The organism is Sabulicella rubraurantiaca, assembly GCF_017355885.1.
Classification (GTDB): domain Bacteria; phylum Pseudomonadota; class Alphaproteobacteria; order Acetobacterales; family Acetobacteraceae; genus Roseococcus; species Roseococcus rubraurantiacus.
Map to the genome: position 1 here is coordinate 42486 of NZ_JAFEUU010000018.1, position 18114 is coordinate 60599.

Sequence of the window (18114 nt, forward strand, 5' to 3'; positions counted from 1 at the left end):
CTGACGGAACTTGTCTCACTTGCAAGCCGTTTTCCGGCAACGGTTTCAGACCATGCGACAACAGGAAGATGAATAAGAGGAAAGCTGAACTTATTTGTTGTAGATCAAACCATTTTTGTTCAGCTATGGTTAAGTTCGGAACGCTGGCTTGGTCTATGGCCCTCATGGTGGAGGCCGCTCCCTGCCACCCCATTCGGAAGGTCAACTCTTGCAGGACGGTTTCTCCTACGCGCCCAGTCTGGTGATCGTGGCCTGCGAGAACACCATCGAGGTGACGGTGGATGGGCGCCTCATTCGCTTCCTGGACGCCGATCCCAAGCTTGTCCTGACAGTGCGGCGCGGTGCCGCCTTTCCGCCTCTTTGGGCACTCCTGCGCCACCTCACCTCGCCTGAGTTCTGGCCGCTCGATGGGAGCGAGCTCAACCTCCCGGCCGCCATCCTCGAAAGCGCTTTCCGCGAGGCGAGCCTTCTCGAAGCCGCATAGCGCCGCCGCCAAGCCTTCTGACTCTTTCAGGAATAGAGAAGAAGCAGCCTGCTCGGCCGCCAGGGCAAAGCTTCCAGCCATCGTATCGGGACTTTCCCCAGCTACTCCCTCACCAAATCCTCGGCTTTAGATCGCCACAGATCGATGCATTTTTCCGGCGCGAGGGCGCCGGGGAGGCGAGAATGGCGTCAGTCGAGGCTTTCCAGGGGCCCAGGGTTTTGGTGGTCGAAGACGAGTACGTCATCGCCTGGGATCTGGCGCGATCGCTGGAGGGGCTCGGCGCGAAGGTTGTCGGCCCGGTGGGCACCCTCGACGCAGCCCTGGATCTTCTCGCACGTGATGGGGACATCGCCGGAGCGGTGCTCGATGTGGAGCTCCGGGGCGAAGTCGTGTTCCCTGTGGCTGCGATCCTGCAGGAGAAAGGTCTTCCCTTCGTGTTCCTGTCGGCAAAGAAGCGTGCAAGCGCCCCCGCGGCCTTCCGCGACGTGCAGTGGTTCGAAAAGCCGGCCCAGATGAGCAAGGTGGCCAGCCACATCCTTGGACAGATCAAGGCCCCGGCGGCCGTAGCGACGGTCGCGCCTCTCTGAGGCAGAGGCCCTTCGGCTCATGGGCAGGACAGCCTGACTGGGCTCTGACGCAGCCCCGGATGATCTCCGTGGCTTGTCCGTGACATCATGTGCCGCTCGGCCAGCAGAGGCGGAGAAGAGCTTCGCTGTCGTGCCAACTGGCTAACCCCGCTGGCATTGCCCCAGCGGTCCCCCACCGCCCACTAAACTCCCGTCACCTCGGCGGCGTGGCGGGGCTTTGCTCGCCTTCCGGGGCCGCGCGCAGGCGGGCCGCAGCTTCTTCGAGGGCGCTCACCTCCTGACGCCGCTCGGCAGCCAGACGTTCGAGTTGGTCGGTTTCGTTGCGCAGGCGCTCCAGCCCCGCGGTGGCCGAAGCCACCTCCGCCTCCAGGGCAGTGGCGCGGCCTTCCAGGGAGCGGAGGCGGGTCGTGGCTTCCTCGACACCCCGGCCCGCTTCTGCAACCCGTGCCGCGGCAGCCTCTGCCTCCGATCGCCGGGCCGTCAGCTCGGTTTCGATCTGGGCAGCGGCGTCGCGAAGCGAGGCGAGGCGCTGCTCCGCCTCGGCCAGTGCCTGCTGACGGCCGGCCAATGCGGCTTCCGCCTCGCTGGCCTGCGCGCGCAGGGAGGCGGCGCGCTCTTCCAGGCCGCTGGCGCGGCGCATCGCCTCTGTCACGCTTTGCTCGGCGGTGGCAAGCTGCGTGTTCAACTCACCTAGCCGCGCCTCAAGGGCTGCCGCGGCGGCTTGCCGTTCCGTGAGGGCAGCACCTGCGGCCTCGGAGGTGCGGCGCAACTCCGCGAGGCGGGCCTCGGCCGCTGTCGTTGCGTTCGCCAGTTCGGCAATGCGGGCCTCGGCGGCGCGGATTTGTTCGGTCGATCCCTCGCTCGCACGGGTGATCTCGGCCAGCCGCGCCTCCGCCCCGGCCTGGGCTGCCTGGCGGGCCGCCAGGTTCGCCTCCGCGTCGGAAATCGACCTGCGGAGCGTCTGGATCTGACCTTCGGCCCCGGCGATGGCGGCCTGCCGTTCCGTCAGCGCCTCCTGGGCCTGCCCGGCCTCGGCCACCAGCGCGGCGACGCGCGCCTGGGCCGCCTCGGAGCGGGCCGCAAAGTCGGCGGCCTGTGCCTCCGCCTGACGCAAAGCATTCCCCGCTGCCTCCTGCTGAGCAGTGAGCCGCTCCAGTTCGGCACGGCGCTCAGCCAGCGCTGCCACGGCCGTCGTCGTGTCGGTGCGGGCGGTGGCGAGTTCGGAACTGGCGGCCTCGATGCCTTGGCGCAGCTCGGCGAGGCGCGCCTCGCTGGCGGTGATGGCAGCGGTCAGTTCCGCAAGCCGCGCTTCGCTTGCTGTCACCTGCTGGCCGAGCTCGGAGAGGCGGGCCTGGGCCTGGGCGACGCTGGCCTCGGTTTCCCGGTTGCGGGTTTCGGCCGCGGCGATGGCGGCGCGGGCCGCCTCAGCGCGCTGGTTCAGAGCAGCGAGATCTCCGGCAACACTGCGCTCCCGTGTTAGCGTGCCCTCCAGCTCCGCCAGCCGGGTGGCGCTGGCTTGGTTGGTGGCCTCGGCGTTCTGCAGCCGGCCGCCACGCGACATGGCGAGCGACCAGCCGAGAATGAGCAGGATCAGGAAGCCGGCCGCTATGGCAAGGAGAGGCCAGGAGATGCCGAAGGCGCCCGCCCGGCTGACGGGTGCCGCAGCGATGGTGGGAGCAGGCGGGGCTCCGCGCGCGGGGCCAGCTCCATTCTTGTGCTGCTTGTTGGCCATTGGTTCGCATCTCCCGGACATGTCACATAGTCCGCACCCCTCCAGGCGCGGTGGTCTTGCCACTGCGGGCCTCGACAGGCTCCCACAACGCGCGGGGGCACAGGATGGCGGCGTGGCAGCGAGTCAATTTGCTGCCTTTGCATGCGATTGAAAATGTTTTCCTTCAGTTAAGGCGCCACCACCGCATGCATCGTCCGGCAGGCGCCCTCCCCTTGCATGGACTAACACGAGGTGACGGAGAGCCGTGGCTGGAAGATCATCGTTCGCCGTCTATTCCCCGAGGATGGTTCCCGGAACTGCGCTTGAAGCAATCGGCCTGCTCGAAGAGAAAATCCTCCTCAAGACTACGCAGCCAAACCTCATCCCTCAAACCTGCGAGCACGAACCCATGATCATCCCTGCGCTTCCGTTCACCGTGACGGACTGGTCGAAAGTTCCGGAGACGAAGCATCCCGGGGAAACGGGTCACGCCACATGGCGGACATTTACGGTCGGCGACCTGCGGGTGAGACACGTCGAGTACTCCCCGGGCTACCTTGCGGATCACTGGTGCGACCGAGGTCACGTCCTCTACGTGCTGGAAGGCGAACTGGTCACCGAGCTTCGAGATGGACGGCGCTTCAGGCTCTCGCCTGGCATGAGCTACCAGGTCTCTGACCACGGCGACGCCTCGCACCGCTCCTCGACCGAAACCGGAGCCAAGCTCTTCATCGTGGACTGACCGCAGGTGGTGGGGCTGGTTCCGTTGCCTTGAGTGATTACGAGATGGAGGCCCAAAGGAAGACCAGCACCGCGGCGAAGCCGAGCGACGTTCGAGCCGCATGGAGCGCGCCCCAGCGCCCGACCATAGAGCGGGTTTCCGGGCCAGCATTCCTTGGCTCGGTTGCCATCAGCTTGCGGTTGGTGGGCATGATGGCGAGGAAGGTGACAGGCCAATTGGCCAGCATCAGCAGCCCTCCGATGGCCCATCCGGCGTGGCCCGTTCGCCACCACGTCACGAGGCCGAGCACGAAGCCAATGACGGCAAGCGGGGCCTGCAAGGCCGTGCCGCGCTTATAGGCAAGCTTCCACTCGGTCAGCAGCGGCCCATCGTCCAACTGCATGCGTGCGGGCTGCTCCACGAGGTTGATGTAGAGGGCAGCGCCGGAGAAGACTGCGGCGACGATGAGCGCGAGCTGTCCGAGGAACATATCTGCCTTCCTGTGCTCTTCGCCACTCCAATGCAGTCCTCGACAGCGCTTCACCTAGGTGCGACCGAACTGAGCGCACGCTTAGGCCGCGCGGATCAGGAAGGCGGTGCCGGAATGGCACTGCGCGCCGGCGGCAGGGCCTTATGAGGATCGGGGTGGCGCGAGGGCCTGATTCTCCGCCGGAAGCGGCTCGGCGGGTGCGTCGGGAAGGGGCCGGAAGCCCGCGGGCACCTCGATCTGCGGGTTGCGGGCGAAGAGGCGCGACCAGGCGCGGTCCGCCACCGCCTCTGCCTCGCGGATGATGCGCGCCTCATCCATCGTCAGTACCACCCCGTCGCGCATGACCCAGCGCCCATCCACCATCACATCCTCGACGTCCCGCGCCTGGCCCTGGTGCACGAAGACCGAGACGGGGCGGAGGAAGGGCGCGAGATGCGCGCGATCCACCCGCAGCATGATGAGATCGGCGAGGTTCCCCTCCGCCAGCCAGCCGCCATCCGGCACGCCCATCGCGCGATACCCGTTGCGCGTGGCCCAGCGCAGCGCCTCCTCCGGGGTTGGGTTGCGCCCATCGCGCCGCCGCACCCGCTCCATGAAGAGGCCGGTGCGCATCACCTCCACCATATCCTCGGCCATGTTGTCGGTGCCCATGCCGACGTTGCAGCCCGCCATCTCCATCTCGCAGACACGCGGGCTCAGCCCCCGCCGCGCGGCGATCGCGGAATTGAAGGCGACGTTCACCCGGTGCTTTCCGAGGATCTTCTCCTCCAGCGGCTCCATGCAGCGGCAATGCGCCGCAACCAGACGCTCGCTCAGGAAGCCGATGCTCTCCAGGAACTCGGAAGGCAGCATGTTGTGATGCGCCTGCACCGCCGCGACCTCGCCCCAGATCTGGTTGAGATGGATGGTGGCGATGGTGCCGAGCCGGTCCTGCAGCGCCCGCGCGTCTCGCAGCAGCTCGGGGGAGCACATGTCGGGCGCCCAGGCGGCGACGCCGACGTGGATGCGCCCTTCTCCGGCTCCATCCCATCGCGCGTGCAGCCGCTCGATGCGCTCCAGCCCCGCACGGCCAACCGCTTCGTCGCGGCGGAACTCGGAGGGATCGCCGATCGAGGCGCCGGCGCGGTCCCAGCAGCGCTCGGCCAGCAGCATCCGCAGCCCGGTGCCCACCATCTCGTCCGCATAGTTGGCGATATCCACCCCGTCTTCCAGCAGCGCCGTGGTGCCGGACCGGATCGCCTCCAGCGCGCCGAGCTGGCACATCACCGCCTGCTCCTGCGGGGTCATCGGCGGCAGCGGAATGGGCGATAGCCCGCCATGAAACGGTGGTTCGTGAGGCGGGGACAGATCCTCGAAGACGCCGCGAGCGAGCGTCATCACCAGATGCGTGTGGATGTTCGCGAAGCCCGGCAGGACAACGCGGCCCGCGCCGTCCACCCGCTCGGCATCCGGAAAGCGGCCGGCAACCGCTTCGCGCCGGCCGATCGCGGCGATCCGATTGCCCTCGATGGCCAGCGCCCCGTCGTGGTGGATGGTGCCCGCGTCGTCGCCTGTCACGACGATCGCGCCTTCGATCAGGATGGTCACGAATCCGGCCTCCCCTGCTAACCCGCCCGAGTTTGGGCGAGAGGTGACGCGGCGTCACGCCCCGTGATTGCCGCGCAATTGGGCACGGCATGGGTCGGCGATGGCGCAGGCGATCGAATTCTCGTTGCGGCAGGCGGAGACGGGCCCCACGATGCGGATCTGACGACCGAGGAGCTCCGCATGCCCATCCGCCGCCGTCACCTGGGTTTGATTGCCGCGCCAGCCCTGCTGAGCGTGGAATCGCGGCGGGCCATGGCCCAGGATCCGCGTCGCGTCATCCGCTCCGTTCCGATCGGCGACCTGCGCGCGCTCGACCCGATCTGGACCACCACCTATCTCACGCGGAATCACGGCTACCTCGTCTGGGACACGCTTTTCGCGATGGACGCCCAGAACCGGCCCCAGCCGCAGATGGTCGGGGAGTATGGGAATAGCGGGGACGGCAAGGAGTGGACCTTCCGCCTGCGCGACGGCCTGCTCTGGCACGACGGCACACCGGTCACGGCCGCGGACTGCGTCGCATCCATCCGCCGCTGGGGCGTGCGGGACGGCATGGGCCGCGCCCTGATGCGCGTGACCGAGAGCCTCGAAGCGCCGGACGCACGGACCATCCGGCTGCGCCTCACGCGTCCCGTGGGCTTCGTGCTGGAGGCCCTGGGCAAGATCGACAGCAACGTGCCCTTCATGATGCCGGAGCGCCTGGCGCGCACGGACCCGAACACCGCCATCACTGACCCGGTTGGCTCCGGTCCCTTCCGCTTCCGGCGGGATCAATGGGTGCCCGGGGCGCGCGTGGTCTATGAGCGCTTCGCGGAATACGTGCCGCGCGCGGAGCCGCCCAGCCAGGCGGCGGGCGGCAAGGTGGTCAAGGTGGACCGCATCGAGAGCCTCTACACCCCCGATGCCGCGACCGCTGCGAACGGCCTCGCGGCCGGCGAGATCGACCTGCTGGAGAGCCCAGCGCCTGATCTCGTGCCCCGCCTGACGCGGATGCGCAACGTCACCGTCGTATCGAACGATCCGCTAGGCTACGTGCTGTTCCTGGCCATGAACCACCTTCAGCCGCCCTTCGACAATCTCGAGGCGCGGCGGGCACTGATGGGGGTGATCCGGCAGCCGGACTTCATGGTGGCCACCGTCGGGCAGGACCAGCCCTGGCGCGAATGCGGCGCCCCCTTCGGCTGCGCCCCCTCCGAGACGCCGCAATTCGACACCCTGGGCTGGCCGCGTTTGACCGACCAGCAAGGGCGCGACGCCTTCCGGGCCGCAGGCTACGACGGAAGGCCGATCGTGGTGATGGACCCGGCGGACAATGCCGTGCTCCATCCCGGTGCACTCCTGGCGGCGGAAGCGCTGCAGCGCATCGGCGCGAATGTGGACTTGATCGCGATGGATTGGAGCGGACTGGTCCAGCGCCGTTCCTCTCGCAATCCGCCTAACCAGGGGGGATGGAACGTCTTCGTCACCAACGCGACCATCACCGGTGTCCAGAACCCGCTGCTGAACGTCTTCGTCGGCAATTGCGAGAGCGGCTGGTTCGGCTGGCCCTGCGACGCGCGCGTGCCGCAGCTGAACGACTCCTGGACCTACGAGACGGACCCGGCGCGGCGCCAGGAAATCCTGAAGGAGCTGGAGCGCGTGCACATCGCCAATGCGACCAACATCCCGCTGGGCCAGTACCGCAGCGTCGTCGCGCACCGATCGAATATGCGCGGCCTGCTGCCGGGCCCAGCCCTGTTCTACTGGAACCTCGAGAAGCTCTGACGGGAGGCGCGCCATGATCACGCCTCTCCTGATCCGCAACTCGGCTTGGGCTGTCGTCTGGGACGCCGCCGGCCGCCACGTCTTCGGCCGAGATCTCGACATCCTGCTGCGCGACGGACGGATTGAGCGCATCAGCCCGCATGATCCTTCCTCCGCGCCCGAGCCGGGAGCGGAGGTGGTGGATGGGCGCGGCCTGCTTGTCCTGCCCGGTCTGGTGAACATCCACACCCACCCGACCACCGAGCCGGGCTACCGTGGCGTACGCGAGGACCACGGCGTCCCGGAACAGGGGATGAGCGGCCTTTTCGAGCGCTCCCAGGCCTTCCGCCTTGATGAGGCAGGGCGGGAAGCGGCGATGCGCCTCGCCTACGCGGAGCTGATGTCCTCGGGGGTGACCTCGGTCGTGGACCTCTCAGCCCCCTTCCCCCGCTGGCTCACGGTCATGGCCGAAAGCGGACTGCGAAGCTGGGCCGGGCCGGGCTATGCGGCGGCGCGCTGGGGTATGTCCGCGCCGCAGACCGTCACCTGGATGTGGAACCGCGAGGATGCGTCCCGCCAATTCGAAGCGGCAAAGCAGGTCATGCGGGAGGCTGAGGCCCATCCTTCGGGCCGGCTGAGCGGCATCGTCTTCCCTGCCCAGATCGACACGGTGGAGGAGGAGATGCTGCGCGAGGGCGTCGCCTATGCCGCCGAAACCGGGCGGCCCTTCACCACCCACATCGCCCAGGCGATCGTGGAGGTGCAGGAGATGATCCGCCGCCATGGCGTCACCCCTATCCAATGGGCCGCCAATATCGGGCTGCTGACGCCGCGAACCATCCTCGGCCATGCGATCTTCGTGGACGAGCATCCCTCCGTCCGCTGGCACACTTCGCGCGACGTCGGGCTGATGGCAGAGCATGGCGCGAGCGTCGCGCACTGCCCCTCCCCCTTCGCGCGCTACGGGGAGCATCTGCGGACATTCGGTTCCTACCGGGCGCGCGGGATACGGATCGGCTTCGGCACGGATGTCGCCCCGCACAACCTGATCGAGGAGATGCGGACCGCCCTCATCCTGGCGCGCAACGCGGCGCGCGACCTCGCGGCGGCGACGACGGAGGGCGTCTTCCACGCCGCGACCATTGGTGGCGCGGAGGCGCTGGGGCGGGACGATCTGGGCCGGCTGCAAGCGGGGGCGGCGGCCGATGTGGTGCTGGTGGACCTTCACCATCCGCTGATGGCGCCGCCGCGCGATCCACTCCGCTCATTGATCTACCATGCGGCGGACCGCGCGGTGCGGCGCGTGCTGGTGGCGGGGGAGACGGTCTGGGCCGATGGCTGCCCGACGCGGCTCGACGTGACCGAGGCTGCGGGCATCCTTGCGGAGTCCCAGGCACGAATGCTGCGCGACGCATGTGGCCGGGACTATCGTGGACGCGATGGCGACGAGATCGCGCCGCTCAGCCTGCCAATGCTGACCTGAGGCTGGGCTGAAAATCCAGGCGCCATCCACAACGAGGCGGAAGCGCGGGCCATGCCGGGCATGCACTCCATCCGCCGCCTGTCCGGCGCCATGGCCATCATGACGCCCGGCCTGTGAGGCGCCATTTTTCTTGTTGATTTAGCTAAATCGACAAGCAATGATCCAAGGCATGGAGCCAGCCCCCACTGTATCGCGCCCAGCTCTGATGCCCGATGGGACCGACGCGGCATTCCGCGCCATGGTTCACGACACGCTCGCCTTCGCGGCGCGGATCGAGGAGGTCCGGCGCCTATTTGGCGAGCTGATCGACCTGTCCGCTTCCTCGTACACGCTGTTGATCACCGTGCGTCACCTCCAGAAGCAGGACGGCGTGAGCGTCAGCGAGGCGGCGACGCACCTGCATCTATCCGGCTCCGCCGTGACGATCGAGGCGAACCGCCTGTCGAAGCTCGGGTTGGTGACGCGTCATCCTGACCCGCAGGACCGGCGGCGCGTGCTGCTCCGCGTCACGCCCTTGGCGGAGGCGCGTCTGCGCCAGCTCGCGCCGGTGCAGGCACAGGCGAATGACGCGCTCTTTGCCTGCCTGGATGCGGAGGGCTTCCGCCGCTTCGCCGGCACGATGCGTGGCCTGGTCGGCTGCGCGGAAGATGCACTGGGCATTCTGGAACATGCCACGCGCCGCAAGGCCGGATGAAGGAGGACACGGAGATGAACGTGAAGACCGGCGCGGAGCACCGCGCGTCACTGCGCGACGGGCGCGACATCCGCATCGAGGGCCGCCGCGTTGCCGACGTGACGGAGGATCCTGCCTTTCGCGGCGCCGTCGCCTCGGGCTGCGCGCTGTATGACGCACAATCCGCCCCCGAAGCCGTGGAGCGCCTGACCTATGAGGTTCCTGGCCTCGGCGGCCGCCGCGCCAACCGTGCCTGGCAGGCACCACGGAGCTATGCCGAATTGGTGACGCGTCGCGAGGCGCTGGAGGAATGGGCGGAGGGCCATGTCGGCTTCATCGGCCGCTCGCCCGATCACGTCGCCTCCTGCCTGGTCGGGATGGAAATGGATCCGGCCCCGTTCGAGGCGCATGACCTGAAGCGCGCGGGCGCGCTGCGCGACTACGTGGCATTCGCCCGCGCGAAGGACCTGTTCCTCACCTATGTCATCATCAACCCGCAGGCTGACCGCTCGAAGCAGGCCAGCCAGCAGAGCAACCCCGACCTTGCCCTGCACATCGTGGATGAGGACCATGAGGGGATCACGGTGCGCGGCGGGAAGATGCTCGCCACCTCCTCGGTCATGGCAAACGAGATCTTCGTTTCCACCATCCAGCCCATGGCGCCGGGCGATGAGCGCCATGCCGTCTGCTTCGCCATTCCTGTTGCAACGAGGGGCCTGCGTCTGCTGTCGCGCAAGTCCTATGAGGCCGCCGCCGGTCATCCGTTCGATGCGCCGCTCGCCTCCCGCTTCGACGAGAACGACGCCGTCGCCTATTTCGATGAGGTGAAGGTGCCGTGGGAGCGCGTCTTCGCCACGCGCGACCTGCGCATCATGCAGGCCATGTGGCACGAGACGCCGGCCCACGTCCTGCAGAACTACCAGTGCCAGATCCGCCTGCTGGTGAAGATGCGCTTTCTGGCCGGCATCGCCCGTCGCACTGCCGAGATCAACGGCACCATCGGGATGCCCCCGGTGCGGGACACGCTGGGCCAGCTCGCCGCCGAGGTGGGCATGGTGGAGGGATTGCTGCGCGGCATGGAGGCGAAGGGGCGGATGCACAACGGCTTCTTCGTTCCGGACCGCACCCTGCTCTACTCCGCCCAGGTGCTGACGCAGCAGCTCTATCCGCGCTTCGTGGACACGCTGCGCGAGCTGGCGGGCGGCGGCCTCATCATGCTGCCCTCCTCCGCGGCCGACTATGGCGACGCCCAGATCGCGCACGACATCGCGGCGACGCAATGCTCCTCGGTGGCCGGGCCGATGGAGCGGGTGAAGTTCTTCAAGCTGGCCTGGGACGCGGTGGGGAGCGAGTTCGCATCGCGCCACGTGCAGTACGAGAAGTTCTATGCCGGCGCGCAGTTCGTCACGCGTGGCCACTCCTTCCGGACTTTCGATTGGACGCGCTCCTCCGCGGCCGTGGACCGCATCTTGGGGGAGACGCCGGAGCCGGTTCCCGCCACCATGCCGATCGCGGCCGAATAGGACAGCATGCATGGCCATCAACAAGGCACACCTCGAGTTCCACACGCTCGATCTGGAATCGGGATGGGAGGTGCCGCCGGGCTATCCGGCCGGCATCCAGCAAAAGATCCTTGCCGGCACGCTCGACGAGGCCAACAAGCGTGGCTGCCGCACCCGGCTCCTGCGCTTCGCCCCCGGTGCCTTCACCACGGCGCCATTCGTGCACGATTACTGGGAGGAGGTCCTCCTGGTGAGCGGCGACCTTTGGGTGGGCAATGACGCCGATGGCAAGGGCGGGACGAAATTCCCGCCGATGACCTACGCGTCCCGCCCGCCCGGGGCCTGGCACGGGCCTTTCCGGAGCGATGGCGGCTGCATTCTCTATGAAAGCCACACCTACGACCCCGCCTGACAGCAGGATCGCGGGGCACTGACATCTTCGGTTGCCGGACGTCCCGATCCGGTGACGTTGGCCGCTCTGCGGCCAGATTTTCCGAGGCGGGCTATGGAGCCTGTCCCGAGTGGGAAGCCAGCACGCGGCGAAAGACCGCGAGTATTCGAGAGAGGAAGTTCCGATGAAGCGTTCCATCCTGGCCGCCCTGCTGGGCGGCGCACTGGGCCTGGCAGGCACGGCGCAGGCGCAGGTCTCCGACAATGCCGTCCGCATTGGCGTGATGAACGACCAGTCCGGCCTGTTCGCCGACCTGGCCGGGCCGGGTTCGGTCGAGGCTGCACGCATGGCGGTGGCCGATTTCGGCGGCACGGTGCTGGGGCGCCCGATCGAGGTGGTCGCCGGCGACCACCAGAACCGCGCCGATGTCGGCTCGGCCCTGGCTCGGCGCTGGTACGACAATGACCGCGTGGACGTCATCATGGACATCCCCAATAGCGGCGTGGCGCTGGCGGTGCAGGGCGTGGCGCGCGAGAAGCAGCGTCTCGTGATCTTCTCCTCGGCTGCCGTGTCGGATCTCACCGGGCGTGCCTGCTCGCCCTACGGCATCCAGTGGACCTTCGACAGCTACGCGCTCGCGCGCTCCACCGCGACGGCGGTGATGAGGCGCGGCGGCGATTCCTGGTTCTTCCTCACCGTGGACTATGCGCTGGGCCACACTTTCGAGCGTGACGTGGGCCAGGTGGTGCAGGCGGGGAATGGCCGGGTGGCGGGTGCGGTGCGCCATCCGCTGAACACGGCCGACTTCTCCTCCTACCTGCTCCAGGCGCAGGCCAGCCGGGCGCGGGTCCTGGCCTTCGCCAATGCAGGCGGTGACCTGTCGAACAGCATCAAGCAGGCTGCCGAGTTCGGCCTGTTCCGTCGCATGACGCCGACCGCGATCATGGCCTTCCTGACCGACATTCACGCCATCGGCCTCCCGACCGCCCAGGGCCTTCAGCTCACCGAGAGCTTCTACTGGGACATGAACGAGGAGGCGCGCGCCTGGTCCCAGCGCTTCTTCGCCGCGCGCGGGCGGATGCCGACCATGCCGCAGGCGGGCGTGTACACGGCGACGATGCACTATCTGCGCGCCGTGCAGGCGGCGGGGACGGACGACGCGCTGAAGGTGGCCGAGCAGATGCGCGCCATGCCGATCAACGACTTCATGACGCAGAACGGTCGGGTGCGTGAGGACGGGCGCGTTCTGCGCGACTTCTACCTGTTCCAGGTGAAGGCACCGGCGGAGAGCCGCGGGCCATGGGATCTCTACCGCCTCGTCGCCACCGTCCCGGCGGCCGACGCGGCGCGCCCGCTGGCCGAGGGCGGCTGCGCCCACCTCAGCCAAAATCCTGGCTGAAGCAGCGCTCCGCGGCAAAGGGGCGGAGGGGCTACCCTCCTCCTCGTGCCGCGCGGGACACGCGGAAGTGCAGTTCCCCGTGCGCCCGCCTTTCACCTGCGCGGTTGGCGTCCCGTAGCCAGCACGCCGCGCCCCAGCGTCGTCTCGTATCCCTCAAGCAGCATGGAATTTACGCGACCGGGAACGGAGGCCCCGGTCTAGTCGCCCAGATCTGAAATATCACTGTGAAATTTCAGACTTGCACGCCCGGCCACTCTGTGTGCAGCATCCGGCCCCGGCGGCGGGCCTCATGACGTCTCATGCGTCACACGCGCCGTGGCGCGGCCTTTGGGGCCATGAGAAGGAGACTCGAGACGATGCGCGCACCCGAACCTGTTCTTGTCGTGGGCGCGGGCCCTGTTGGCCTCGTCGCCGCTGCCGAGCTGGTTCGTCACGGCGTGCCCGTCCAGGTGCTGGAGGCCGGGCCGGAACTCTCAGGCGAGATGAGGGGCTCCACCTTTCACGCCCCGACGCTCGACATGCTGGACGACCTCGGTGCCGCCAAGGCCATGATCGAGCAGGGCATCGTCGCCCCGCACATGCAGTATCGCAGCCGCGACCAGGGCATCATTGCCGCCTTCGATTTCGGCGTGCTCGCCGACGTCACGCGCCATCCCTTCCGCCTGCAATGCGAGCAGTTCAAGCTCACCCGCATCCTCCATGACCTGCTGCGTGACAAGCCGGGCTTCTCCATCCGCTTCGATGCCCGCGTCAGCGGCTGCGTCTCGCATGGCGATTCGGTGGAGGTGACCCTCGATGACGGCGAGCGCATCGCCGGCTCCTACGTGATCGGCGCGGATGGCGCCCGCAGCCCCATCCGCAAATCGTCCGGCATCGAGTTCGAGGGCTTCACATGGCCCGAGCGCTTCCTCGTGCTCTCCACGCCCTTCGACTTTGCCGAGATCATCCCGGACCTCGCCGACGTGTCCTACTACGCCGACCCGGAGGAATGGTTCTTCCTCCTGAAGGTGCCGGGCGTCTGGCGCGCCATGTTCCCCGTCCCGGCCGAGGTGCCGGACGAGGAAACCCTGACCGACGCCTATGCGCGCGCGCGCTTCGCCCGGATCGTCGCGGGGCGGGACGACTACCCCACCCGGCATCGCACCCTGTACCGCGTGCACCAGCGCGTGGCGAAGACCTTCCGCCAGGGGCGCGTGCTACTGGCCGGCGATGCCGCGCACATCAACAACCCGCTCGGCGGCATGGGGTTGAACGGCGGCGTGCACGACGCCTTCAACCTGGCGGCCAAGCTCGCCCAGGTCTGGCATGGCGAGGCGGAGGAAACCCTGCTCGATCTCTATGACCGTCAGCGTCGCGGCGTCACGGTGGAGCACGTGCAGCGCCAGACCATCGCCAACAAGCAGAACCTGGAGGCCAAGGAGCCGGAAGCGCAGCGTGCCTTCCGCGAGCGGATGGCGGATACCGCTGCCGATCCCGCCAAGGCTCATGCCTATCTGCTGGGTGTCTCCATGATCAACAGCCTGCGCCGCGCGGCTGAGATCGCCTGAGAAGCGGCGGGGAGAAGCACAAAATGATTGAGTTGACCTTCGACTTCCAGACCGGCGGAACGACGGAGCGCCGCCGCATCGCGCTGCGCGATCTGGTGATTGCCGGCTGGACGGGCCGCGACCCCCACAAGGTGCAGGAGCATATCGAGGAGCTGGCCGCCCTCGGCGTCGCCCCGCCCCCCAGCACGCCCTGCTTCTATCGTGCCGGGCTGGAGACGCTGACCACCAATCCGGAAGTCGATTGCCTGGGCAGCGGATCGAGCGGCGAGGCGGAGTTCGTCATCGTTGTCGATGAAGCGGGCAAGTGGTGGGTCGGGCTCGGCTCGGACCACACGGATCGCGAGGTGGAGAGCTACTCCATCAGCGTCTCCAAGCAGATGTGCCCCAAGCCCGTCGCGCCTCTCCTTTGGGCCTTCGACGATGTCGGGGATCATTGGGACAGCCTCCAGCTGCGCGCCTGGGTCCGGGAGGAAGCGGGCTGGGTATCGTACCAGGAGGGCAGCGTCGCCGCGATGCGCGACCCGCGCGACACCGTGGCCGCGCATGAGGCCCAGGGCCGCGGCGCGCTCGGCGCCGGGACGCTGATGTTCGGCGGCACGCTGCCGGCGATCGGCGGCATCCGTCCGCGTCAGGAATTCCGGATGGAACTGCGCGACCCCGTTCTCGGGCGCGCCATCACCCACGAGTACACGGCCCGCTGGCTGGCCGCGTAGGACGGAGACAGATCATGCCGATCACCAAGGAGCATCTCGAGTTCCACGTCCCGGATACGGGCACGGGCTGGGAAGTGCCGAAGGGATATCCCGCGGGCATCGAGCAGAAGATCCTGGCTGGCAGCCTGGACGAGGAGAACAAGCGCGGCCACCGCACGCGCCTGCTGCGCTTCCAGCCCGGCGAGTTCACCACCGCGCCCTTCGTGCATGATTACTGGGAAGAGGTGTGGCTGGTTTCCGGTGACCTGATCGTCGGCAACGACGCCCAAGGCAATGGCGGCGAGAGCTTCGACCGTTCCGCCTACGCCTGCCGTCCGCCAGGCGCCTATCACGGCCCCTTCAAGTCGGAGACGGGCTGCACCCTGCTCGAGATCCACTACTACGACGAGACGCCGAAGTGAGCATCGCCGCTGCCTTGAACTCCAAGACCTCGCGAGTGGCTTCGGCTGACTGAGCGGGCGGCCCGCGTCCCATTCGCAGGCCCAGTCCTGATGTCCACCGGAACGCCAGTCACACGCGGCCGTCTTCAAGGGACCGGCAGAGTCCCGCGACGGCAACAACTCATGCTTCGCAAGGAGGCGAGACGATGTTGCATTCGACCAAAGGCCAAACGAGACCCTGGAAGGCGGCTCGCGGGCTGGCAAAGGCCCTTACGGTCCTGGCAGTGGTAGCCGGCGCCGGTCCGGTTCAGGCACAGGCGCCCGGCAACTGGCCCGACCGGCCCATCCGCGTGGTGGTTCCATTCGCGCCGGGCGGCATGACGGACAGCGTCGGGCGCCTGAGCGCAGAATGGCTCAGCAGGTCGCTCGGCCAGCCCGCGCCGGTCGAGAACCGCAGCGGTGCCAATGGCGCCATCGCGGCCGAGGCCGTCGCGCGCAGCGCGCCCGACGGTTACACGCTGTTCACGGCGAGCGCTTCGCAGATGGTGATGCTTCCCGCCCTCACCCGGCTGAGCTTCAATCCGGCGACTGACTTCGCTCCGGTTTCCATCGTGGCCAGCAACCCGATGGTGATCGCGGTCAGCAGTGCGCTGAACGTTACGACGCTGGAGGAATTCGTTGCCCTGGCCAAATCCCGTCCGGGCCAGTTGGATTATTCCTCCGCCGGCAACGGCTCTTCCACCCATCTCGCCATGGCGCTGCTGATGCAGCGGGCGGGAATCGACATGCAGCACGTGACGTATCGCGGCGGTGCACCGGCTATGCAGGCCCTGCTGGCGGGAGAGGTCGCGGCCTATTTCGGCAATCCGTCGGACATGATCCCGCATCTGCAAGGCGGCCGCATCCGCGTGCTCGCCGTAGCGGGCGCGGAACGGCTTGCCAGCCTGCCTGATGTGCCGACGGTGGCGGAGAGCGGCTATCCTGGCTTCCGCGCGGAAACCTGGAACGGGATCGCCGCTCCGGCCGGGACCCCCGCGCCCATCGTGAACCGCATGGCTGCGGCCCTGGGCAATGCCTGTGCCGATTCCCAGTTCCGCGCGTCCCTAGAGCGCCTGGGCACCACCCCGGTCTGCAGCACGCCGGAGGCCTTTGCCGAGGCGATGCGCCGTGACGCGCCTCTCTGGCAGGAGGCGGTGCGCGTCTCGGGCGCCAAGCTGGACTGAACACCTGGCCGGCCGGGAGACCGTCGCGCCAAGCCCGTCCGACGGAAGCTTGGCGGGCCAACCCGGCCGCCGCAAAACTGATGCGCAGAGACAAAGGGAGGAAGGCGAGACGATGCGCGCCCCGGCGACGAAGACCGACCGCTGGCTGGCCCGCGCCGCGGGCTCAACGCCGAGTGGCTACCTGAAGCACGCACCTGCCGTACCGCTCAAGGATCAAGCCTATGAGATCATTCGGCATCACATCATCACCTGTCGCTTCGCGCCGGGAGAGAAGCTGAACGAGGCGCAGGTCGCCGACTCGCTCGGCCTCAGCCGCATGCCGGTCCGCCATGCGCTCGCGCGGCTGCGGCTGGAGGGGCTGATCACGATCCGGCCGAGGAAGGGCATCGAAGTTCGCCCGATCGATCCAGCGGAGCTGCTAAAGATCATCGAGGCGCGCACTGTGAACGAGTGCCACGCCGTGCGTCTTGCCGCGGCTCGCTTCAGCCCCGAAGACATCGCCGCCATGGACGGCATGCTTCGCGACACGGAAGCGGCGTTGGAACAGCATGACACGGAGGCGCTGATGCTGCTGGACACCGCCTTCCACGCGCTGATCGCACGCGCCTCAGGCAATGAAGTCTTTGCGGAGATCCTCGGCAATCTGCACGATCGGGCGGTCCGCTTTTGGTTCATCTCCCTGGATGAGCCGAATCATCAGAGAAGCGTGCTTCAGGAGCATCTCGAGATCCGGAACGCTCTGGCTGCGCGCAATGCGGATGAGGCAAGCGCGGCCATGGAGCGCCACATCGCCGCATTCCGCCGAAATGTCACGCATCTGATTGGGCAGTGACGTTCACCTCGCCCTTGGAATGTCCGCGGGAAAATGACTTCATGCGGCGAGGCCCCTGGCGCGCAGCCCCGCGGCCACGTGGTCCACGAAAGCGTGCACCTTCGGGGCGATGAGCCGGTTGGTCGGATAGACGGCGCAGATGCCGCTCGATGGGGTCTCCGCATCCGGCAGTACGCGCTGCAGCAGGCCGGCGGCCAGCGCATCGGTCACCGACCAGTCCGGCACCGCCGCCAGCCCGACCCCAGGCCTCGCGCTAGTACAAGCAGCTTCAGGCCACTCCCAACTGAGCCGCTTAAATTGTCTCAGAAGAGAGCCGCGCATTTCAGAGGCTAACAGCCCTATGAGACCGATAAAGGTTGAATACTCCAACAATTTAACACAAGAAGGCGTACTTCACAGAAAATTCTAAAATCCCGCTTCATGAAGTGCGTGCGATGCGGCGCAGAAGCACGGCCGCGGCGGCGAGTGTGAAGAACGCGGCGGCCGAACTCGCCATGGCTTGGTGGTCACGGGCGAGACGCCCGGCAGCGGCTGGTCCAGCCGAAGGTGCGCTCGATCACCCAGCGACGGGGCTGAACCGCGAAGCCTTGTGCATCCGGAGCACGGCCGACCAGCTGGACCGTGACGGGCGTCGCGGTGGCGACGCGC

18 protein-coding genes and 1 pseudogene are annotated in these 18114 nt (G+C 67.8%); 14 read left to right on the forward strand and 5 right to left on the reverse strand.

Annotated features, from left to right (window positions below; translation table 11 throughout):
* Nucleotides 1–208 precede the first annotated feature (208 nt).
* Nucleotides 209–484, forward strand: a complete 276-nt coding sequence (locus JTJ31_RS21075) for a hypothetical protein (RefSeq protein WP_207540717.1) — start codon at nucleotides 209–211, stop codon at nucleotides 482–484.
* Between the two features lie 182 nt (nucleotides 485–666).
* On the forward strand, nucleotides 667–1071 hold the full coding sequence (locus tag JTJ31_RS21080) for a response regulator (protein WP_207540718.1): 405 nt from the start codon (nucleotides 667–669) through the stop codon (nucleotides 1069–1071).
* A gap of 193 nt (nucleotides 1072–1264) precedes the next feature.
* Here the strand turns inward: JTJ31_RS21080 and JTJ31_RS21085 are convergent, their stop codons facing one another.
* A complete protein-coding gene (locus tag JTJ31_RS21085) occupies nucleotides 1265–2803 on the reverse strand; it encodes a coiled-coil domain-containing protein (protein WP_207540719.1) in 1539 nt (512 codons plus the stop codon).
* 244 nt (nucleotides 2804–3047) lie between these two features.
* Between JTJ31_RS21085 and JTJ31_RS21090 the strand changes: the two genes are divergently transcribed.
* The gene (locus tag JTJ31_RS21090) at nucleotides 3048–3524 is read left to right on the forward strand and encodes a DHCW motif cupin fold protein (RefSeq protein ID WP_457852417.1); all 477 of its coding nucleotides are present in this window, start codon (nucleotides 3048–3050) and stop codon (nucleotides 3522–3524) included.
* Nucleotides 3525–3561: 37 nt separating this feature from the next.
* Here the strand turns inward: JTJ31_RS21090 and JTJ31_RS21095 are convergent, their stop codons facing one another.
* Together JTJ31_RS21095 and JTJ31_RS21100 are read right to left on the reverse strand one after the other, a co-directional pair.
* Nucleotides 3562–3993 carry a DUF1772 domain-containing protein gene (locus JTJ31_RS21095; RefSeq protein ID WP_207540720.1) on the reverse strand — a complete coding sequence of 144 codons (432 nt, stop codon included), beginning with the start codon at nucleotides 3991–3993 and terminating at the stop codon, nucleotides 3562–3564.
* A 141-nt stretch (nucleotides 3994–4134) separates the two neighbouring features.
* On the reverse strand, nucleotides 4135–5580 hold the full coding sequence (locus JTJ31_RS21100) for an amidohydrolase family protein (protein WP_207540721.1): 1446 nt from the start codon (nucleotides 5578–5580) through the stop codon (nucleotides 4135–4137).
* A gap of 180 nt (nucleotides 5581–5760) precedes the next feature.
* On the opposite strand from JTJ31_RS21100, the gene JTJ31_RS21105 reads away from it, so the two are divergent.
* The 11 genes from JTJ31_RS21105 (at nucleotide 5761) to JTJ31_RS21155 (ending at nucleotide 17466) form a co-directional block, all read left to right on the forward strand.
* Nucleotides 5761–7344: an ABC transporter substrate-binding protein gene (locus JTJ31_RS21105; RefSeq protein ID WP_207540722.1), complete on the forward strand. Its 1584-nt coding sequence runs from the start codon at nucleotides 5761–5763 to the stop codon at nucleotides 7342–7344.
* Nucleotides 7345–7357: 13 nt separating this feature from the next.
* The gene (locus JTJ31_RS21110) at nucleotides 7358–8806 is read left to right on the forward strand and encodes an amidohydrolase family protein (RefSeq protein WP_207540723.1); all 1449 of its coding nucleotides are present in this window, start codon (nucleotides 7358–7360) and stop codon (nucleotides 8804–8806) included.
* 169 nt (nucleotides 8807–8975) lie between these two features.
* Nucleotides 8976–9500 carry a MarR family winged helix-turn-helix transcriptional regulator gene (locus tag JTJ31_RS21115; protein WP_207540724.1) on the forward strand — a complete coding sequence of 175 codons (525 nt, stop codon included), beginning with the start codon at nucleotides 8976–8978 and terminating at the stop codon, nucleotides 9498–9500.
* 14 nt (nucleotides 9501–9514) lie between these two features.
* Complete coding sequence (locus JTJ31_RS21120; protein ID WP_207540725.1) at nucleotides 9515–11002, forward strand: 4-hydroxyphenylacetate 3-hydroxylase family protein; 1488 nt, start codon at nucleotides 9515–9517, stop codon at nucleotides 11000–11002.
* A gap of 10 nt (nucleotides 11003–11012) precedes the next feature.
* Nucleotides 11013–11393 carry a cupin domain-containing protein gene (locus JTJ31_RS21125; protein WP_207540726.1) on the forward strand — a complete coding sequence of 127 codons (381 nt, stop codon included), beginning with the start codon at nucleotides 11013–11015 and terminating at the stop codon, nucleotides 11391–11393.
* 163 nt (nucleotides 11394–11556) lie between these two features.
* Entirely contained in the window at nucleotides 11557–12771 is a 1215-nt protein-coding gene (locus JTJ31_RS21130) for an ABC transporter substrate-binding protein (protein ID WP_207540727.1), read from the forward strand.
* Between the two features lie 356 nt (nucleotides 12772–13127).
* On the forward strand, nucleotides 13128–14318 hold the full coding sequence (locus tag JTJ31_RS21135; RefSeq protein ID WP_207540728.1) for an FAD-dependent oxidoreductase: 1191 nt from the start codon (nucleotides 13128–13130) through the stop codon (nucleotides 14316–14318).
* Nucleotides 14319–14341: 23 nt separating this feature from the next.
* Nucleotides 14342–15031 (forward strand): DUF2848 domain-containing protein, encoded by a 690-nt coding sequence (locus JTJ31_RS21140; RefSeq protein ID WP_207540729.1) that lies wholly within the window; start codon nucleotides 14342–14344, stop codon nucleotides 15029–15031.
* 14 nt (nucleotides 15032–15045) lie between these two features.
* The gene (locus JTJ31_RS21145; RefSeq protein WP_207540730.1) at nucleotides 15046–15432 is read left to right on the forward strand and encodes a cupin domain-containing protein; all 387 of its coding nucleotides are present in this window, start codon (nucleotides 15046–15048) and stop codon (nucleotides 15430–15432) included.
* 185 nt (nucleotides 15433–15617) lie between these two features.
* Nucleotides 15618–16634: a Bug family tripartite tricarboxylate transporter substrate binding protein gene (locus JTJ31_RS21150; protein ID WP_207540731.1), complete on the forward strand. Its 1017-nt coding sequence runs from the start codon at nucleotides 15618–15620 to the stop codon at nucleotides 16632–16634.
* A 112-nt stretch (nucleotides 16635–16746) separates the two neighbouring features.
* On the forward strand, nucleotides 16747–17466 hold the full coding sequence (locus JTJ31_RS21155) for a GntR family transcriptional regulator (RefSeq protein ID WP_207540732.1): 720 nt from the start codon (nucleotides 16747–16749) through the stop codon (nucleotides 17464–17466).
* 39 nt (nucleotides 17467–17505) lie between these two features.
* On the opposite strand, the gene JTJ31_RS21160 is transcribed toward JTJ31_RS21155, so the two are convergent.
* Both JTJ31_RS21160 and JTJ31_RS24785 read right to left on the reverse strand, forming a co-directional pair.
* Nucleotides 17506–17787, reverse strand: a complete 282-nt coding sequence (locus JTJ31_RS21160; RefSeq protein WP_207540733.1) for a LysR substrate-binding domain-containing protein — start codon at nucleotides 17785–17787, stop codon at nucleotides 17506–17508.
* A 97-nt stretch (nucleotides 17788–17884) separates the two neighbouring features.
* Nucleotides 17885–18114, reverse strand: a pseudogene (locus JTJ31_RS24785) (transposase); the annotation flags it as partial.